Raw genomic sequence first — 18,192 nt, 5'->3', positions numbered from 1 at the left:
CTCCGTTAGACGATTGGTTTGATTGATGTTTGAACGACGGACGCCTCGAAGGCATCGATCACGTCGCGAACGAATACATCCTGGGCGATCGCATTCTCCGCCCTCTCCTGCAGTTCCTGGCGCTGCTTGCCCGCCGTGGCGGCCGGCGTATCGACCTCGTTCTCGGCCAGCTCGATGCGCAGCTGCACCGGATGCCCGAGGTAGTCGGCAAGCGCCTGCTGCAGACGATCCGGATTCGGCTTCATCTGCAGGTGCGTCTGCTTGGGCGACAGGCGAAGCAGACACTGCCCGTCGGCCAGCTTCCGCAACTCGCAGTTCTGCGCCAGCTCCCTGGCCAGACCGGAGAGCGACAGCGCCGCGACGATCTGATGCCAGTCTCCCGCACCGGCACTTGCGGCAGGCGCCCGGGAAACCGCCGGCGCCTCTGCGCGGGCGGGCGGCGGAGCCGGCTGCGGCACCGCTTGCTGAACTGGCGGCTGCACCCTGGCTGCCGGCACCTGCACCCGGCTGCGCGGCGCCACCGAACCGACCACATCGGCCACGCTGCTCGGGCGGAACGCATGCAGGCGGAGCAGGGTCATGACGAAGCCGGAGTACTCGTCGGGCGCCGAGGCCAACTCGGTGCGCCCGACATTGACGATCTGGTAGGCCAACTGCACGAATTCGGGCGAAAAGGCCCTGGCCAGCGCCACGATGCGCTCTTTTTCCGGCTCATCGTCGTCGATGGCGGACGGCACGCACTGCACGATCTGTATCCGCGTCAGCAGGGCGCCCAATTCCTGCAAGGCCGCCGTAAACGACAGGCTGCGCACCCCCATGTCGGCCGCCACCTGCAGCAGCACCCCGGCCTCACCGGCATGCAGCGCCTCGAGAATGGCAAGCAGGAAATCCTGGTCGACCGTGCCGAGCATGCCGCGTACCTGCGCCTCCTCGACCTTGCCGGCCCCGTGGGCGATGGCCTGGTCGAGCAGCGACAGCGCGTCGCGCATGCTGCCGGCCGCCGAACGGGCGACCAGCGCCAGCGCCGGCATGTCGTAAGGCACACCTTCGGCCTGCAGGATATGGGCGAGATGGCCGGTAATGGCGACCGCCGGCATCTGCTTCAGGTTGAACTGAAGGCAGCGCGACAGCACGGTGACCGGAATTTTCTGCGGATCGGTCGTCGCCAGGATGAACTTGACGTGTTCCGGCGGCTCCTCCAGCGTCTTCAGCATGGCGTTGAAGGCCGAATTGGAGAGCATGTGCACTTCGTCGATCACATAGACCTTGAAGCGACCGCGCGTCGGGGCGTAAACCGCGTTCTCGAGCAGCTGGCGCATCTCGTCGACGCGGGTATTGGTCGCCGCATCGACCTCGAGCAGATCGACGAAACGGCCGCTGTCGATTTCCTGGCAGGCGGAACACTGGCCGCAGGGCGTGGCCGTGATGCCGGTCTCGCAATTCAGCGACTTGGCGAGAATCCGCGCAATGGTCGTCTTGCCGACACCGCGGGTGCCGGTGAACAGATAGGCGTGATGCAGGCGTTGTTCGGCCAGGGCGTGCGACAAGGCGCGCACCACATGCTCCTGCCCAACCAGCGTCGAAAAATTGCGCGGCCGCCACTTGCGCGCAAGAACCTGATAACTCATGCGCCCCACACCAATGCAGAAAAAATGAAAATGGCGAGCCTAACCCCCGGCACTTGCAGTCAATGGCTGTGGCTGCTTCCTTCCGGACCTGACCAGGTTCACCACCCTGCAATGCGGGGAGACCCGCCGGGGCGAATTCTAACACAGCACTTCGCCGCCCAAAGGGCGAAAGCCGGATTTTTAGTTGATCGCCCCGGAAACCGGATTTACTCGGCCGCCTCGGCCACGCGGCGGGCGCGCACCGCCGCCGCCAGGCTTTCCATGACCGCGACACTGTCGTCCCAGTTGATGCAGGCATCGGTGATGCTCTGCCCGTAGGTCAGCGGCTTGTCCGGCGACAGGTCCTGACGGCCTTCGACCAGGTGCGACTCGACCATGACGCCGACGATGCGCTCCTCGCCGCCGGCGATCTGCCCGGCGACACTGTCGCAGACTTCCATCTGCAGCTTGAACTGCTTGCGGCTGTTGCCGTGCGAGAAATCGACCATCAATCGGGCGGCGAGGCCGGCTTTGGCGATTTCCTGGCAGGCGGCATCGACGCTCGCCGCGTCGTAGTTCGGCTCCTTGCCGCCGCGCAGGATGACGTGGCAGTCCTCGTTGCCCATGGTGGACACGATGGCGGTATGGCCGGACTTGGTGACCGACAGGAAATGGTGCGGCGAGTTGGCCGAACGGATGGCATCGACCGCGATACGCATGTTGCCGTCGGTGCCGTTCTTGAAGCCGACCGGGCAGGACAGGCCGGAAGCCAGCTCGCGATGCACCTGCGACTCGGTGGTGCGGGCGCCGATGGCCCCCCAGGCGATCAGGTCGGCCGTGTATTGCGGCGTGATGGTATCGAGGAACTCGGTCGCGCAGGGCAGGCCCAGCTCATTGACCTCGAGCAGGATGCGGCGCGCCAGGCGCAGGCCTTCGTTGATGCGGAAGGTGTTGTCGAGGCGCGGATCGTTGATCAGCCCCTTCCAGCCGACCGTGGTGCGCGGCTTTTCGAAATAGACGCGCATGACGACGATCAGGTCGTCGGCAAAACGTTCCGCTTCCTTGGCCAGCTTCTTCGCGTAATCCATCGCCAGGTCGTAGTCGTGGATAGAGCATGGGCCGATGACGACCAGCAGGCGGTCGTCGGCGCCATGCAGGGCGCGATGGATGGCCTGACGGGCATCGTAGGTGGTCTGCGCGGCCCGGCTGGAAACCGGGTATTCGCGAAAAACGTGGGCGGGCGGCACCAGTTCCTTGATTTCCCTGATGCGAACGTCGTCGGTATTCGGTTTGCTGGATTGTGCGCTGTGCGGCGTCGTCATGGCCTGCCCCATAAAAAAATGCTGGAAACCCAGCATTCTACCGGATGTCGTTGGCTGAACATGATCCCAAGCCTTTGCCTGGCATGCCCAAGGGCGCAGGCGGCCGGGAGCGGCTCACGGTCTACCGTAACCCGAGCCCGGCCACCGGATCAGAAGGCGAAGCGGGCGGTAAGCATCGCGCTGCGCGGAATGCCCGGCAGTATCTGGTTGTTGTTGGTCGCCGAATCGTAGTAGCGGACATTGGCCAGGTTGCGCAGGTTGAGCGAGAACTCGGCCGATTTCCAACGGTACGACAACGCACCGTCCAGGCGGGTGTAGCCAGGCATGGTCACGACGTTGTCGGAAAAGGCATAGCGCTCGCCGACGTAGTAGGCGCCGAAACCGGCGCGCCAATAGTCGAGGAAGGATTTGCTGAGCCACAGGTTGGCCGAGACGCGCGGCACGTTGAGCGGACGGTTGCCCTCGGGCAACGCCGGGTCGTTGGATCGGGTCACCTCGGCATCGATGCGCGTGGCGCCTCCATAGACGCGCCAGCCATCGCCCAGCTCGCCGGAGATATCGATCTCGGCGCCGCGATGTCGCTGCTCGCCTACCTGAATCAGCTGGCCAGGGTTGCTCGGGTCGCTGGTGACGACGTTGCGCATGGTGATGTCGTAGAGCGCAAGGTTGACGCCAAGGCGGCCACCGAAGAATTCGTTCTTGTTGCCGATTTCATACTGCACCGTCTCGGTCGGCTTCATGCGCGTGTCGGCCGCACTGGCAAAGAGCAGGTCTTCGGCCTTGGGCTGAAAGGCGTGCGCCGTGCTGACATAGATACTGTGCGCCGCCGCCGGTTGCCAGATCAGGCCGAGACGCGGGCTCCAGGCTCGGTCGGTGCGTTCCAGCGCGGGACTTTGCGCAAAATTGACCAGCCCGGCCTCCTGGCGCTGGCGGAAAGTGTCGTGGCGAATCCCGGCTACCGCTTTCCACTCCGGCGAGAAGGTGATCTGGTCCTGCAGATAGAAGGCGTCGGTGGTGCCCACGAAGCGCGTGTCGTAGGATTTGTTGGCCAGGGTGAACACCGGCTCGGGCGCATTGTCGACCGGGTCGTACAGATTGACGTTGCCAGCGCTGCGCCGCCACACTTCCAGCCTGCCGCGCTGCGAGCCGTGCTCGTAGCCGGCAAGGATTTCATGCTGCAAACCGCCAGTGACGAGCTTGTGGGTCAGATCGAACTGGGCGAAGGCGAATTCCTTCTGCTTGGGAAAGCGCAGGCTCTGCCGGCGAACTTCATTCATGCCGGCATTCAGTCCGATGTTGCGGGTATTCATCGCATCCAGCTCCATCTGGCTCCAACGCACTGTCGCCTTGAACTGCGTCGCATCGGAAAAGGCATGGTCGAACACGGCGCCGACACCAACCGTGTCCCGGGTCGCGTAGTCATACGGCGATCCGTAGAAATTGCTGGTCTTCACGTCGGCCGGCTGGCGCCCGACCGAGGGCAAACCCCGGTCCGGCGTGCGCTCGTGGTGCTGCCATTCGACCTGGGCAAGCAGCGAAGTCCGCTCGGCAAGCCGAAAATCGACACCCAGCGCCGCCGTGCTCAGCTCATGCCCGATCTTGTCGCGGAATACGCCCCCCTTCTCATGGGCACCGGTGAACCGCGCATTGGCACCGGCGGCTAGAGCGCCGCCAAGATCCCATTCGGCACGCAGAAAATCGAAACTGCCAACGGTCAGTTGCGCCTCGCGCATGTCATCGGCCGTCGGCTTCTTGCTCACCCGGTTGATGATGCCGCCGGCCGAGCCGCGCCCGAAGAGCATCGCCGCCGGCCCCTTGAGCACCTCGACGCGCTCGATGTTGGAAAAATCGCGATACCCGGCGTTATCGCGCACGCCATCCACATACGTATCCAACTCTGCCGAAAAACCGCGGATGGTGAAGGTATCGCGGCGCCCCTCGCTCTGCCCGGCGTACACCCCGGCGACGTTACGCAAGGCATCCTCCATGCGGATGGCTCGTTGCTCGCGGATCAACTCCTGGTCGATGACGGCGACCGACTGCGCGACATCGAGCTGGCGGGTCTCGGTCTTGGTCGCGCTGCGCACCGTGGCCGGGCGAAAAGGCACGACACCGGCGGCCGAAACCAGCACCGGGCGCAGGGTCTGCTCACCGCTGCCGGCAGCCCCCGTCGCCGGGACCGGCTCGATCACGAAACTGCGCTCGTCCCGCTGGCGCAAACGCAGGCCACTGCCCTTGAGCAGCTTTTCCAGGGCCTCGCGGGCGCTGTACTCGCCGCTCAGCGCCGGCGCACTCAGGCCGTCGGTAATGCCGCCGGAAAAAATCAGCTGCACCCCGGCCTGGCGGGCCACGGCATTGACGGCGCGGGTCAGCGGCTCGGCCGGCAGGTTGTAGGACTGGCGAGCGCCATCCGCAGCGCCGGCGGCCGCGGCAAAGGCAAGCAACAGCCCGCCGGTCAACGTGGATAGACGAAAGGCCTGCCGAACCGCTAGAACGCGGGATGAGGCGCGCGGCGCAAAACGCGAGAAAGAACTGGAGGTGGGGCGAAACATGACGGAACTCCGAAGGTTAATGGCAATCGTTCGCCCCATCTGTCGTATTTGCCGCCCTCACCCCCTACCCCGGAATGGAATTTTTTTCAGGCGCCACCGGCCGCTGGAATACCGGCGGGCCGAAGTCAGCGCCGAACGAACTCGATGCCGCCATCTGCCAGGCGGCGCGACGCGACCGGCAGGATTTCGGGAAGCAAGGCAATGAAATCGTCCACACGCTCGACCGCAAAAACCCCCGATAGCGGCAGCGCCGCAATATCGTCGGCGGCGCGCAGCGGCCGCTCGGTGAGCGCCGACCATTCCGCCAAGGCTGCACCAAGCGGCGTGCTCTCGAAAATCAGCGTGCCGTCGCGCCAGGCCGTCGCGGCCTCGGAGGAAGACGGCTCGACCTTGCCGGGACGACCATCGACGCTGTGCATGCGCTGCCCGGCCAGCAACTCGACGTCCGCGCCGAAAGCCGGGAAGAAGGCGACCCGCCCCTCGGCAACCTGCACAGTCAGCGACTCGCCGGTAGCCAATGCGCGGCGGCTGACGGCAAACTGCGTGCCGCGCACGACGACATGCCCGCTCCCCGCCTCGACGCTGAAGGTGCGCAGATATGCCGGACTCACCGAAAACAGCGCCCGCCCCGCGTGCAGTTCGGCCTCGCGACTGCGCAGCCGCCAGCGCAACGTCACCGCGCTACGCCGTTCGAGATCCAACTGGCTGCCATCCGCCAGGCGCACCCCCAGCACCGACTGGTCGGCAGCCGCATAGCTTTCCTCGCGATAGACGGGATTCATCGCCAGCACCAGGGCGGTCAGCGCCGTGCACAGCAGGCCGGCCAGTGCCGCTTTGCGCCGCCGTGGCGGTGTCCGGCGCGGCGGCAGCGGAAAGAGGCGTTGCAGCGCGGCACGCTGGTCGGCAAGCAGGCTGTCGATCTCGCCGGCAGCCGGTTCCGATGGACGCGGCTCGGGAGGTGAGGCGCTCATCAGCGGATCTCGGCCAGTGCCTTGCGGCAGGCAGCGAGGCCGAGGCGCAAGTGCTTTTCGACCGTCTTCAGGCTGATGCCCAGATACTCCGCTGCCGCGGGCTGCGTGTATTCATGGATGCGACACAACACGAAAACATCGCGACAGCGCGGTGGCAGGGCCTCGATGGCGGCGACCAGCAGGCGCAACGCCTGCTGGCTTGCCAGCGCCAATGCCGGGTCGCAGCCAAAACTGCCGGCATCGGCCACATCGGGCGGCGTGTCGCAGCTATCGATCCAGCGTGCTTGCGTCGCCTGCCGGCGATAGTGGTCGATAGCCCGCCGCCGGCTCATCTCGCGCAAGAAAGCGAGGGGCGTATGCACCGGCTGCGCCGGCGGCGCAGCGATCAATTCGACGCAAAGATCGTGCACCACGTCGCGCGCACAGTGCGGATCGCCCCCCAGGCGTGCGGCATGCCGACGCACGTGCCGGACCAATTCGCCATAATGCTCGCGCAATGCGGCAAGCAGAAGATCAAGGCGATCGATTTCCGGAGGGACGGGGACGGCTGCTGGCATGGTGACACGATATCTTTTAATAAGAATCATTATCACTTATGTGATAAAAACCGGCAAGCCAAAAACCCGCGCCGGTTACGACAGGCGCTGTCCGCAGTCGATACCGACGGCAGGCAGGTGCCGAGGAACAGGCGAGGAACTTACTTCGGCAGCTTTTCGTAAAGCCCGACGACGCCTTCCATTTCTTCCAGGATGCGCTCGCTGGTGGTGGCGACGGCGGTTTGCGGGCGCTTGTCGGCGCCAACCTTCTGCCCCAGGGCGTTTTCAAAGAAGAACCATTGCTGCTTGACGAGCTCGAGGCCATCCTTGATCTGCGGGGTATTGGCCGGCGCCGCGCCAAGCTCGGCGAGCGCCTCGGCAAAGTCCTTGCGGGCCTTTTCCAGGTTGGCGGCGCTGTTTGCGTCATTCACGCCCCAGGCACTTGCCTGGTAGAACTTGGCCATGCGCTGCGACAACATGCGCTGGCGCCCCGAGATATTGACCAGGCGGCCCGCCGTGGAGGCCGATTGCTTCTCCAGCTGGACGGTCCCCTGATGGGCCTGGGTGAGCACTTCCTCGGAGAGCGCCAGAACCTTGCGCCCGCCGTCCTGCGAGGGATTTTTGCCGACCAGCAAGTCCTTGTAGGCCAGCCAGGACTGCTCGAGGCTGACATAGGTCGCCTTGATCTCGGGCGTTGGCGCGTAATTCTTCAATTCGACCAACTGACGGTCGAAGGTGGCAACCGAGGTATCGAGCACCTTCTTGCTGCGCTCGAGCTCGACGCCCTGGCCGATCTGGAAATAGGCCTTGGCCATGCGCTGCGACAGCATGCGCTGGCGCCCCGCCTTGTTGATGGCCGAGTTGATGTCGTTGATCTGCGCCTGGGCCGCGTCGACACCCAAGCCGAGAAAAACAGCGATAAGGATACCCAGCAAAGTCTTCAAGAAGACCCCCGCAAATTTTCGATGAGTTGCGAGCTTATCCGCTATCGCCGGGCAACTGCAATGATTTGCATCAACGCCGTGACAAGGGCGTGACAATTTCGCTCATGGCAATTGGGTAAGATAGTTAGTCACCGCAACAATGTCATCGTTCTTCAGGGTCGCCGTCGCAATCGACATCAGCTGATTGTTGCGAACGCCCGTGCCGTCGCGATAGCGCGTGATCGAACTCTGCAAATAGACGATATTCTGTCCCGCCAGGCGCGGATACTGCTCGTTGCCATGGGCATCGGCTCCATGGCAACGGGTGCATAGCTTGGCAAACAACTCCCCGCCCCGTGCAGCCTGCCCGGCATCGGCCCTGGAGCGGGTCGCTGCCTGGCTGGCGAAGAACAGCGCTATCTGCACCCTCTCGTCGTCCTTCAGTACCTTGATCAGGCCTTGCATGAATGCATCCTTGCGCTCGCCGCTGCCGAATTTCCTGATCTGTTCAAGCAGATAGGCGGCATTCTGCCCCGCCAGGTTGGGGACTTCCGGCGCCTTGCTGACGCCGGTTTCACCGTGGCAGTTGGCGCAGAAGAAGGAAGCCTTGCGGCCGGCCTCGACAGCGGCCTTCAAGGCGGCCGGGTCGCCCTGCACGGCTTTCAGGCGCTCCTGGGTCGCCGGCTGGGCGAACAGCGAAAAACTGGCAAAAAGAAGTCCCGCGGCTGCGACAAACAAGCGCATAACAATTCCCTTACAGTGGAAGGGGCTATTATGCAGTACCCCCAACGGTCAGTCCATCGATCCGCAGGGTTGGCTGGCCGACGCCGACCGGCACGCTCTGCCCGTCCTTGCCGCAGGTGCCGACGCCCGGATCGAGTTTCAGGTCGTTGCCGATCATCGACACGCGGGTCAGCGCGTCCGGCCCGTTGCCGATCAGCGTCGCCCCCTTGATCGGACGCGTCACCTTGCCATCCTCGATCAGGTAGGCCTCGCTCATCGAGAACACGAACTTGCCGCTGGTGATGTCGACCTGGCCGCCACCGAAGTTGGCGGCATAGATGCCCTTCTTGACCGAGGCGATGATTTCCTGCGGGTCGTGCCGGCCGGCCAGCATCATGGTGTTGGTCATGCGCGGCAGCGGCAGGTGGGCGAAGGATTCGCGACGCCCGTTGCCGGTCGGGGCGACGCCCATCAGGCGGGCGTTCAGGCTGTCCTGCATGTAGCCCTTGAGGATGCCGTCCTCGATCAGCACGTTGCGCTGGGTCGGGTTGCCCTCGTCGTCGAAGTTCAGCGAGCCGCGCCGGTCGCTGATCGTGCCGTCGTCGATCACGGTGACGCCCTTGGCCGCCACGCGCTGGCCGATGCGGCCGCTGAAGGCCGAACTGCCCTTGCGGTTGAAGTCGCCTTCCAGGCCGTGGCCGACCGCTTCGTGGAGCAGGATGCCCGGCCAGCCGGAACCGAGAACCACCGTCATCTGGCCGGCCGGCGCCGGTTCGGCGTGCAGGTTGACCACCGCCTGATGCACCGCCTCCCTGGCGTAGCGCTGCAGGACTTCGTCGTCGAAATAACCGAAATCGAAACGGCCGCCGCCACCGGCGCCGCCCTGCTCCCGCTTGCCGTTTTCCTCGACGATGACCGACACCGAGCAGCGCACCAGCGGCCGGATGTCGGCGGCCAGGCGGCCGTCCGAGCCGGCGACGAGGATCACCTCGTATTCGCCGGCCAGCGAAGCCATGACCTGGACGACACGCGGGTCGATGGCCCGGGCGTAGCCTTCCAGGCGCTCGAGCAGCCTGACCTTGGCATCGGCCGGCAGCGACGCGATCGGATCGTTCGGCACATAGAGGGCGCGCGCCGCCTTGACCGCCTGCAAGGCAGGCAGGCTGCCCGACTGCCCCGCCGTCGCGATGGCGCGCACCGCGTTGGCGGCATCGCCCAGGGCCCGGGCGCTGATGTCGTCCGAATAGGCAAAGGCCGTCTTCTCGCCGGAAATGGCGCGCACGCCGACCCCCTGGTCGATGTTGAAGCTGCCCGACTTGACAATGCCCTCGTCGAGGCTCCACGCCTCGGAGCGGGAATACTGGAAATAAAGGTCGGCATAGTCGACCTGGTTCTTCAGGATCTGCCCGAAGGTGCGCGAGAGATCGCCCTCGGTCAGCGAGAAGGGGGTGAGCAGCAGGGATTCGGCTTGCGCCAAGGCGCTCGGTTGAGTCATGAAGCTTCCTTACAGTTTGCGGTGAGCGAGCGCCGGCAGGCTCTCGCGGATGTCGGCAATGCGTTGGTGATCCAGGTCGGCGATGACCACGCCCGGCCCCTTGGCCTTGCGATCGAGGATTTCGCCCCACGGGTCGACGATCATGCTGTTGCCGTGCGTCATGCGGCCGTTTTCATGCGTCCCGCCCTGTCCGACAGCGAGCAGGTAGCATTGGTTCTCGATGGCCCGGGCGCGCAACAGGATTTCCCAGTGCGCCCGGCCGGTCGTCTCGGTGAAGGCCGCCGGCACCAGGATCAGGTCGACCGGCGCCAGCGCCCGGTACAACTCGGGGAAGCGCAGGTCGTAGCAGATCGACAGGGCGACGCGGCCAAAGGGCGTATCGACCGCCGCCACACGGTCGCCGGCCTCAATGAAACTGGCTTCGTCGTAGGCCTCCTCGCCCTTCCTGAAACCGAACAGATGCACCTTGTCGTAGCGCTCGACGCATTCGCCGGCCGGGTTATAGACCAGGCTGGCATTGCGCATCCTGTCCGGCGACGAGGCGGCCAGCGGAAGCGAGCCGGCGAAAAGCCAGATGCCGTGGCGCTGCGCCGTTTCCGCCAGCCATGCCTGGATCGGGCCGTGGCCGAAGCTTTCGCGGGCGCGCACCCGGTCCGCATCCGCGGCGCCGATGATCGGAAAATACTCGGGCAGGACGAGCAGTTGCGCCCCCTGCGCCACGGCCTCCTCGACCAGACGCCCCGCCGCCGCGAGGTTTTCTCCGACGCGCGGCCCGGAAACCATCTGCAAGGCGGCAATCCGGCAATTCTGCTTGCTCATTGCTTGTCTTCCTCCTCTGCCTTCGGCCTGACTTCCTGCGACGACTCCCCGGCCTTGTCGACCTTGGGGTCGGCCCAGGTTCCGGTGACATGATAACGATAGCTGAACAGGCGATTGAGCGGTTTCTGCAGCACGGTGTTGGCCACCAGCGCGGCGGCGCCGATCACCGGATTGACCAGCGCAGCCGTGCCGACCGCCGCCAGCCCGCCCACTTCGGGGCGGACGACAACCTGCATGTCCTGCGTTTCCGTCTTCAGGTCGGTTTCCCCGAGCATTTCGATCTGGGCGGCGGGGCCGTTGATGCGCAAGGGCTCGATGGTCCGCATCACGCCCTTGCGCACGGCGAGCTTGCCTTCGATGCTGTCGAAGGCCAGGCCGTCGCTGAAGATGTCGCGAAAATCGAGGGTCAGCCGGCGCGGCAGGGACTGCAGCGAAATCAGGCCGAGCAGCTTGCCGACGCCCGGCTCCAGCTTGTTGAACTGCCCCTTCTCGACATTGACCGACAGCTGCCCGCCCAGGCTGGGGTAGTGGATTCCGGTCAACGGCCCGTTCCATTGCACGTTGCCGCTCAGCGTGCCGCTGCCGCGACGCACCGCATCGGCATAGCCCAGGCGGTCGAGCAAGCGCCCGACGTCCTTGGCCGCGAGCTCGAAATCCAGCCGCGTCTGATGGCGCCCGGCATTGACCCACACGCCCTTGCCCTTCAAGGCGCCATCCGGGTTCTGCAGGCTGAGCGCCTCGAGATTCCAGGCCCCCTTGTCGTTGCGCGCCTTCAAGTCCAGCCGGCCCAGCGCCCGGTCGCCGATCTGCAGGTCGTCCACCACCAGGCTCATGCCCGGCAGGCTGTTGATCAGCGTCGCGCCGCCCTCGCCGATCTCGGCCGCGGGCTTGAGCACCAGCCGCTTGAAGTGCCCTTCGACCCAGCCTTCGCCGGCCTGCTTCCAGAACAGGTCGCCCGCCGCCTCACGCGTGTTCAGCCCGATCTGCCAGCCGCCGTCGCGCGGCCGCAAGCTCGTCTCGACATTGCTGAAGTCGCGCTCCAAGACGCGAAGCTGCGGCGCCTTCAGGGACAGCACGCTGAGCGCCAGCGCCCCGGGGTCGGCGGATGCGCCATTGGCGCCGTCCGGCAGATAGTTTTTCCAGGCATCCGCATCGAGCCGCGGAGCGGCCACCCGGATGGCCAACCCTTTGTCCGGCAAGCGCGGCTCGGCATCGCCGACGGCAAAGACGCCGCGTTCCCAGGTTTCCCCGCGGCGGACCATCACGCCCTGCCCGACCTTGCCCAGGGTGATGCGGAACTGCTCGCGCTGGGCGTCCGGATGCGTCTGTTCGATGCGCAGCGGCAGCGGCGTCGACGCCGTCTTGTTCAAGGGCTCCGGCAAGGGGGAACTGACGCCGACCAGGTCGGACTCGACGACGACTTCGGCGTTCTTCTTGCGGATATTGATGTCGGCCTTCCAGCCAGCGCCACCGACCAGGTGGTTGATCAGCGGCCATCCGAAGTGATTGCTCACCTCCTTGATCTGCGCGGCACCGCTGGCCTGGATGCCCACCTTGTCGCCGACGCTGCGGACCTGCACCTTGAGCGGGCCGCCGAACACCCGACCGGCGATGTCCTGCGCCGTCGCGCTGTTTTCCGTGAGCTGCAGGCGGCCATTGACCTGGGTCAGCGGCGGCAGCCCGGCCAGGGGCTGCAGCTGGTTGTTCTGGAACCGGTAGTCGCCGCGCATCCTGGTGTCCTGCGCGTGGCGCAAGGGGATGTCGAGCTCCAGGTTCAGGCTGCCGTTGCCGACCGCCTTCATGCCGTCGGTGAAATGGTCGAGGGTCTCGGCCAGCGGGCTTTTCTCGATGAAGCGCAGGAACTCGCCGGTCGGCCCCTGGGCGAGGCCGCGCACATGCAGCATTTCCTCGTGCGATTCGAAATCGGGAATCCGCACGTCGACGCCGGACAGGCTGGCGCCCAGGATGCGCCCCTTGCTGGCGGCGATCTTCATGCCGACATCGAAGCTCATTTCGGCCTCGATGCCTTCGATGGCCGGCCAGCCCGGCACGTAATCCACCTTGGCGTCGGCGGCCCTGGCGGTGACCAGGAACTTGCCCCCCTTGCCGTCGCGGAAGGGGAAATCCTGCAGCTTGCCCTTGAGCACCAGCCGGCCGTCGTAGCCGCGACCGGCAACGATGCCGCGCCGTATCCAGGCGCGCGCCTCGGCATTGACGACGTGCGGCATGTAGCGCCAGACGGCGGTGGCCTCCGCCCGGTCCACCTTCGCCGTCAGGTCGATCTCGCCCGGACCGTCGCCGCTATAGCGATAGACGCCCTGCGCCGAACCGGCGGCGTCGGGCCCCGCGAACTCCAGCTTGTCGAGGCGGATGTCGATGGCCTCCGCCGTATTTTTCCAGCTGGCCTTGGCCTTCAATTGGGTGAGCGCAATGTCGGGAACCGGGAAGATGGCCGGCAGCGACAGGCCGGACCTGCCCGAATCGAGGAGCAGTTCGCCGCCTTTCTCGGTCAGCTCGACGTTTCCGGATACCCCTTCGGCGCCGGGGAAATAGCCGCCCGCGGCCAGGCCCATGTCGTGGAAAGTCGTTTTCAGGCTGTATTTTCTGAGCGTTTCGTCATCCAGCGTCCAGCTCGCCCGCAATTCGGCGACCCGCCCCTGCGGCTTGTGCCGTTCGAGCAACTCGCGGCTCTTGGCATCGAGCGGCATGTAGGCGGCCAGCCGGGCGAGGATGCCGAGATCGAGGAAACTGGCGCTGGCATTGCCATTGACGAGCATCGTCTGCGGATCCTGGCGCCACTCCAGCTTGAAATCGGTCGGCGCGACGCGCACGCCGTCCTGGGTCAGCAACTCGACCTTGTGTCCGGCCAGCGCCCATTCGCTGGCTGCGTAGCGCCCCTCCAGGCGGCCGCGCATGCTGGCCAGATCGAGTTCCGGCAGCTTGCGGCCGAGCCGGATGCGCAGCTCCTCGAGCGCGACGTCGGCCGTCACCTTGCCGGCACCGGCGCCGAGATCGCCCCATACCCGCAAGGCGCCGCGCCCCTGGGGAAGCAGGACGGGGTAGTCGACCCAGGCCCGCCATCCCGCCAGGTCGGCATAATCCAGCTCGACGAAGAGCTTGCCGGTCAGTTGGTCGAGGGCATCGCCCAGCTTGCCGCGCACCTCGCCACGGATATCGATCCGCGCCGCCAGATGCGCCGGCGGCGCGGCCGACAGCCCGAAACGGTGCCGCCGGCCGCTGTTGTCCAGCGCGAACTGCAGATCCTCGAGGACCAGCGGCGGCGCCTTGCGCAGGCGATCCTCCCAGACGATGGTGGCGTCGTGGATGCGGATGCGTTTCTGGTCGAGCACCCATTCGGCAAACGCCGGGTCGCCCTCGCCCTCGGTATCGATGCCGGCGACGGTCAGCTTTCCGTTCGTCTCCCGGCGGACGTGCAGCACCGGCCCGTCGAAGGCCAGCAGCGACAAGGTCGGGCGCAGACGCAGCAGGGTCTGCCACGACATCACGCCCTCGACGCGGGCCAGCGAAAAAGCCGGCATGCCCTGGCGGTCGGCGACCACCACGTCGTCGAGCACGAGATCGGGATTCAGCCCCTGCCAGCGCGCCTCGATGCGGCCGATGCTGACGGCCTGCCCGACCGCCTTGCTGGCGGCGCGCTCGATCTCGTCGCGGTAATCCGCCACCTTGGGCAGCACGACGAAACGCAAGGCCAGCACCAGCACGGTGAACGCCAGCCAGGCCGCGAAAACCAGCCAGCCGCTCCAGCGCAATCCGCGGGCGACCGCCGGCTTGGCCAGGATCGGCCACAGCCAGTGCAAGCGGTGATAGGCCGCGGCACGCAGGTCCGGCGACATTACGCCGGCATTCGGGCCTGACGGCTCACTCACCGGCGAAACCGCTTTGCCATTGGGGGTAATAGATCACTACAATCGGGAAATCGCAAAAGATGACATTCTACCTTTTCGGCCCAGTAGCCGCCCCAACATCATGGACACCACGCTCGATCCCCGCTGGCAGCCGGCCCTCGATCACAGCCGCTACCTGACTACCCTGCTCAACGCCCGCCCCGAGCTGATTCCCGAACTGGCCGCCACCTGGGAGCAGCCGCTGGACGAGGCGCTGCTCATGGCGCCGCTGCGCCAGCCCCTGGCCGACGACGAGGCGGTGCGCTCGACCCTGCGCCGCCTGCGCCAGCGGGCCATGGCCCACCTCGTGCTGCGCGACCTGTGCGGCCTGGCGCCGCTGGCGGAAATCGTCGAATGCATGACCCTGCTCGCCGACGTCACCACCAATTTCGCCCTCGACCACTATCACCGGCAGCTGGCGGAAACCTACGGCGAGCCGCTCGACAGCCAGGGTCGGCCGCTGCGCCTGATGGTCATCGGCATGGGCAAGCTCGGGGGCCGCGAGCTGAACGTCTCGTCCGACGTCGACTACATCTTCATCTACCCCGAAGAAGGCGATACGGCCGGCGCCCAGAAGCGCATCGAGAACTTCGATTTCTTCAACCGCGTGGGCAAGAAGGTCATCCAGGCGCTCGGCGACATCACGGCGGACGGACAGGTTTTCCGCGTCGACATGCGGCTGCGCCCGAACGGCGATTCCGGGCCGCTGGTCTGTTCCATCGACGCGCTGGAAAACTACTTCATCACGCAGGGCCGCGAATGGGAACGCTACGCCTGGATCAAGGCGCGCACCATGAACGCCGGCGACAACCTGCAGCCCGACTGGGTGGTGGCGATGCAGAAAATCGCCCGCCCCTTCGTGTTCCGCAAGTACCTGGATTTCGGCGCGATCAACGCCATGCGCGACCTGCATGCGCAGATCCGCCGCGAAGTCGCCCGCAAGGACATGGCCGACCACGTCAAGCTCGGCCCCGGCGGCATCCGCGAAATCGAGTTCATGGCCCAGGTCTTCCAGCTCATCCGCGGCGGCCGCGACCCGGCGCTGCAGGTCCGCCCGACCCTGCAAGTCCTCTCCCTGCTCGCCGAGCGCAAGCTGATCTCGGCGGAGACCGAGCGCGAACTGAACACCGCCTACGTTTTCCTGCGCCGCCTCGAGCATCGCCTGCAGTATGTCGAGGACAAGCAGACGCACATGCTCCCCACGGACCCCGCCGAGCGCGAAAAGATCGGCCGCAGCATGGGCTTCGCCGGCTGGGACGCGATGGCCGAGGTGCTGGCCGGGCATCGCGACATCGTCAGCCGCCATTTCGAGGCCGTGTTTTCCGACCCCGAGGCCGGCGAACACCCGCTGACCGGCCTGTGGCAGGGGCAGCTCGACGAGGACGGCGCCATCGAGGCGCTCGGCAACCTCGGCTTCCGGCAGCCGCGTGAAGCCATCGCGCGCCTGGCCGACCTGCGCGCCTCCAGCCGCTACCAGCAGCTGCCCTCGGCCAACCGTTCGCGCCTCGACGCCGTCGGCCCGCGCCTGCTCGAAGCCGCCGGCGCGACGCCGGACCCCGACACCACGCTGGTGCGCGGGCTGAGCTTCCTGGAGGGGATCTCCCGGCGCGGCGCCTACCTGGCCCTGCTCCAGCAATACCCGATGGCGCTGCGCCGGGTGGCCGACATGATGTGCGCCTCGCACTGGGCCGCCGACTACCTGAACCGCTACCCGCTGCTCCTCGACGAACTGCTCGACCCGCGCCTGTACGAAATCGCCACCGACTGGAGCGGCTTCCGCGACAACCTGCGCGCCAACCTGGCCCAGCATGCCGGCGACACCGAGCGCGAGATGGACATCCTGCGCGAAATGCACCACGGCCAGGTTTTCCGGCTGCTGGCCCAGGACCTGGCCGGCCTGCAGACCATCGAGCGCCTGTCCGACCACCTGACCGAACTGGCCGACACGCTGGTCCAGGAAACCCTGCCCCTGGTGTGGAGCACCATCAAGAAGCGCCACCGGGACACGCCGCAATTCGCCGTCATCGGCTACGGCAAGATGGGCGGCAAGGAACTGGGCTACGCCTCCGACCTCGACCTGGTCTACCTCTACGACGATGGCGACCAGGAGGCCGCCGAGCATTACACGCGGCTCAGCCAGCGCCTGAATACCTGGCTGTCGAGCCAGACGCCGGCCGGCATCCTGTTCGAGACCGACCTCCGCCTGCGTCCGAACGGGGATTCGGGCCTGCTCGCCGTCTCCGTCGACGCCTTCCGCGACTACCAGCTCAAGAATGCCTGGACCTGGGAACACCAGGCGCTGACCCGCGCCCGCTTCTGTGCCGGCGACCCGGCGGTCGGCCAGCGCTTCGAGGCGATCCGCGTCGAGATCCTGCGCCAGCCGCGCGACCTGGCCAAGCTCGGCGAGGAAGTCGTCGCCATGCGCCGCAAGATGGTCGATGCCCACGCCTCGAAAAGCGAAACCGGGTTCGGCCTCAAGCACGACCCGGGCGGCATCATCGACGTCGAATTCATCGTGCAGTACCTGATTCTCGGCCACGCCCACCGGCATGCCGAACTGACCGGCAACCTGGGCAACATCGCCCTGCTGCGCATCGCCGGTGAACTGGGCCTGATCGACCCGGCCCAGGCCAAGGCGGCCGGCAACGCCTACCGCGAGTTCCGCCGCCTGCAGCACGCCAAGCGGCTGTCGGCCAATCCGAAGGCACCGATCCCGCGGGAGGAAGTGGAGAACCACATCGCGGCGGTGACCGGGCTGTGGCGTTCCGTTTTCGGCTGAACCGGGCGGCGCAAATGAAAAAAGCCGCCCGCGGGCGGCTTTTCTCCGAGCGTCCGGCGCCTACTTCTTCAGCGAATCGCGGATTTCGCGCAGCAGGACGATGTCTTCCGGGGTGACCGGGGCTTCCGGCGCCGGTGCCGGCTCTTCCTTGCGCAGCCGGTTCATCTGCTTGACCATCATGAAGATGATGAAGGCCAGGATGATGAAGTTGACCAGGATGGTCAGGAAGGAACCGTAGGCGAAAACGGCGACGCCCGCCTTCTTGAGATCGGCCAGGGTGGCCAGGTTGTTCGGGTTGTCGCCGAGGATGACGAAGAGGTTGGAAAAATCCAGCTTGCCGACGACGCGGCTGACGATTGGCATGATCAGGTCGCCGACGATGGAGTCCACGATCTTGCCGAAAGCGCCGCCGATGATCACGCCGACCGCGAGATCCATCGCATTGCCCTTGACCGCGAACTCCTTGAATTCCTGAATCATGCCCATGGTATTTTCTCCGTTGATATTGGGTTTAGATGGTTATGGATGCGCCGATTATTCTCTCCGCGGCGAAATCCGGT

Annotated in this window: 12 protein-coding genes and 1 other RNA gene; 1 reads left to right on the top strand and 12 read right to left on the bottom strand. The window is 66.0% G+C overall.

Annotated elements, in window-relative coordinates; genetic code table 11:
- Positions 1-5 precede the first annotated feature (5 nt).
- The 11 genes from dnaX to Q0P59_RS01650 form a co-directional block, all read right to left on the bottom strand.
- Positions 6-1,628: a DNA polymerase III subunit gamma/tau gene (gene dnaX, locus Q0P59_RS01700; RefSeq protein WP_295002844.1), complete on the bottom strand. Its 1,623-nt coding sequence runs from the start codon at positions 1,626-1,628 to the stop codon at positions 6-8.
- 29 nt (positions 1,629-1,657) lie between these two features.
- Positions 1,658-1,756: signal recognition particle sRNA small type (gene ffs, locus Q0P59_RS01695), an RNA gene on the bottom strand.
- A gap of 78 nt (positions 1,757-1,834) precedes the next feature.
- Entirely contained in the window at positions 1,835-2,929 is a 1,095-nt protein-coding gene (gene aroG / locus Q0P59_RS01690; protein ID WP_295002842.1) for a 3-deoxy-7-phosphoheptulonate synthase AroG, read from the bottom strand.
- Between the two features lie 149 nt (positions 2,930-3,078).
- Positions 3,079-5,481, bottom strand: coding sequence for a TonB-dependent siderophore receptor (locus tag Q0P59_RS01685; RefSeq protein WP_295002840.1), 2,403 nt, complete (start codon positions 5,479-5,481; stop codon positions 3,079-3,081).
- A gap of 125 nt (positions 5,482-5,606) precedes the next feature.
- Entirely contained in the window at positions 5,607-6,452 is an 846-nt protein-coding gene (locus Q0P59_RS01680; protein ID WP_295002838.1) for a FecR domain-containing protein, read from the bottom strand.
- On the bottom strand, positions 6,452-7,009 hold the full coding sequence (locus tag Q0P59_RS01675) for an RNA polymerase sigma factor (protein ID WP_295002837.1): 558 nt from the start codon (positions 7,007-7,009) through the stop codon (positions 6,452-6,454). The genes Q0P59_RS01680 and Q0P59_RS01675 overlap by 1 nt, the downstream gene beginning before the upstream one ends.
- 140 nt (positions 7,010-7,149) lie before the next feature.
- Complete coding sequence (locus Q0P59_RS01670; protein WP_295002835.1) at positions 7,150-7,932, bottom strand: type IV pili methyl-accepting chemotaxis transducer N-terminal domain-containing protein; 783 nt, start codon at positions 7,930-7,932, stop codon at positions 7,150-7,152.
- Positions 7,933-8,034: 102 nt separating this feature from the next.
- Positions 8,035-8,700 (bottom strand): c-type cytochrome, encoded by a 666-nt coding sequence (locus tag Q0P59_RS01665; protein ID WP_295002833.1) that lies wholly within the window; start codon positions 8,698-8,700, stop codon positions 8,035-8,037.
- Positions 8,684-10,129 (bottom strand): metalloprotease TldD, encoded by a 1,446-nt coding sequence (tldD, locus tag Q0P59_RS01660; protein ID WP_295002831.1) that lies wholly within the window; start codon positions 10,127-10,129, stop codon positions 8,684-8,686. Before tldD ends, Q0P59_RS01665 begins: the two co-directional genes overlap by 17 nt.
- Before the next feature lie 9 nt (positions 10,130-10,138).
- The gene (locus tag Q0P59_RS01655) at positions 10,139-10,948 is read right to left on the bottom strand and encodes a carbon-nitrogen hydrolase family protein (protein ID WP_295002827.1); all 810 of its coding nucleotides are present in this window, start codon (positions 10,946-10,948) and stop codon (positions 10,139-10,141) included.
- On the bottom strand, positions 10,945-14,835 hold the full coding sequence (locus tag Q0P59_RS01650; protein ID WP_295002824.1) for a YhdP family protein: 3,891 nt from the start codon (positions 14,833-14,835) through the stop codon (positions 10,945-10,947). The genes Q0P59_RS01655 and Q0P59_RS01650 overlap by 4 nt, the downstream gene beginning before the upstream one ends.
- Positions 14,836-14,935: 100 nt before the next feature.
- On the opposite strand from Q0P59_RS01650, the gene glnE reads away from it, so the two are divergent.
- Positions 14,936-17,632, top strand: coding sequence for a bifunctional [glutamate--ammonia ligase]-adenylyl-L-tyrosine phosphorylase/[glutamate--ammonia-ligase] adenylyltransferase (gene glnE / locus Q0P59_RS01645; RefSeq protein ID WP_295002822.1), 2,697 nt, complete (start codon positions 14,936-14,938; stop codon positions 17,630-17,632).
- Positions 17,633-17,692: 60 nt separating this feature from the next.
- Here the strand turns inward: glnE and mscL are convergent, their stop codons facing one another.
- Positions 17,693-18,118: a large conductance mechanosensitive channel protein MscL gene (mscL, locus tag Q0P59_RS01640; RefSeq protein WP_295002820.1), complete on the bottom strand. Its 426-nt coding sequence runs from the start codon at positions 18,116-18,118 to the stop codon at positions 17,693-17,695.
- Positions 18,119-18,192 lie beyond the last annotated feature (74 nt).

It is taken from the genome of uncultured Dechloromonas sp., from assembly GCF_945957265.1.
GTDB lineage: Bacteria > Pseudomonadota > Gammaproteobacteria > Burkholderiales > Rhodocyclaceae > Azonexus.
This window is presented reverse-complemented; position numbering and strand designations above follow the sequence as displayed.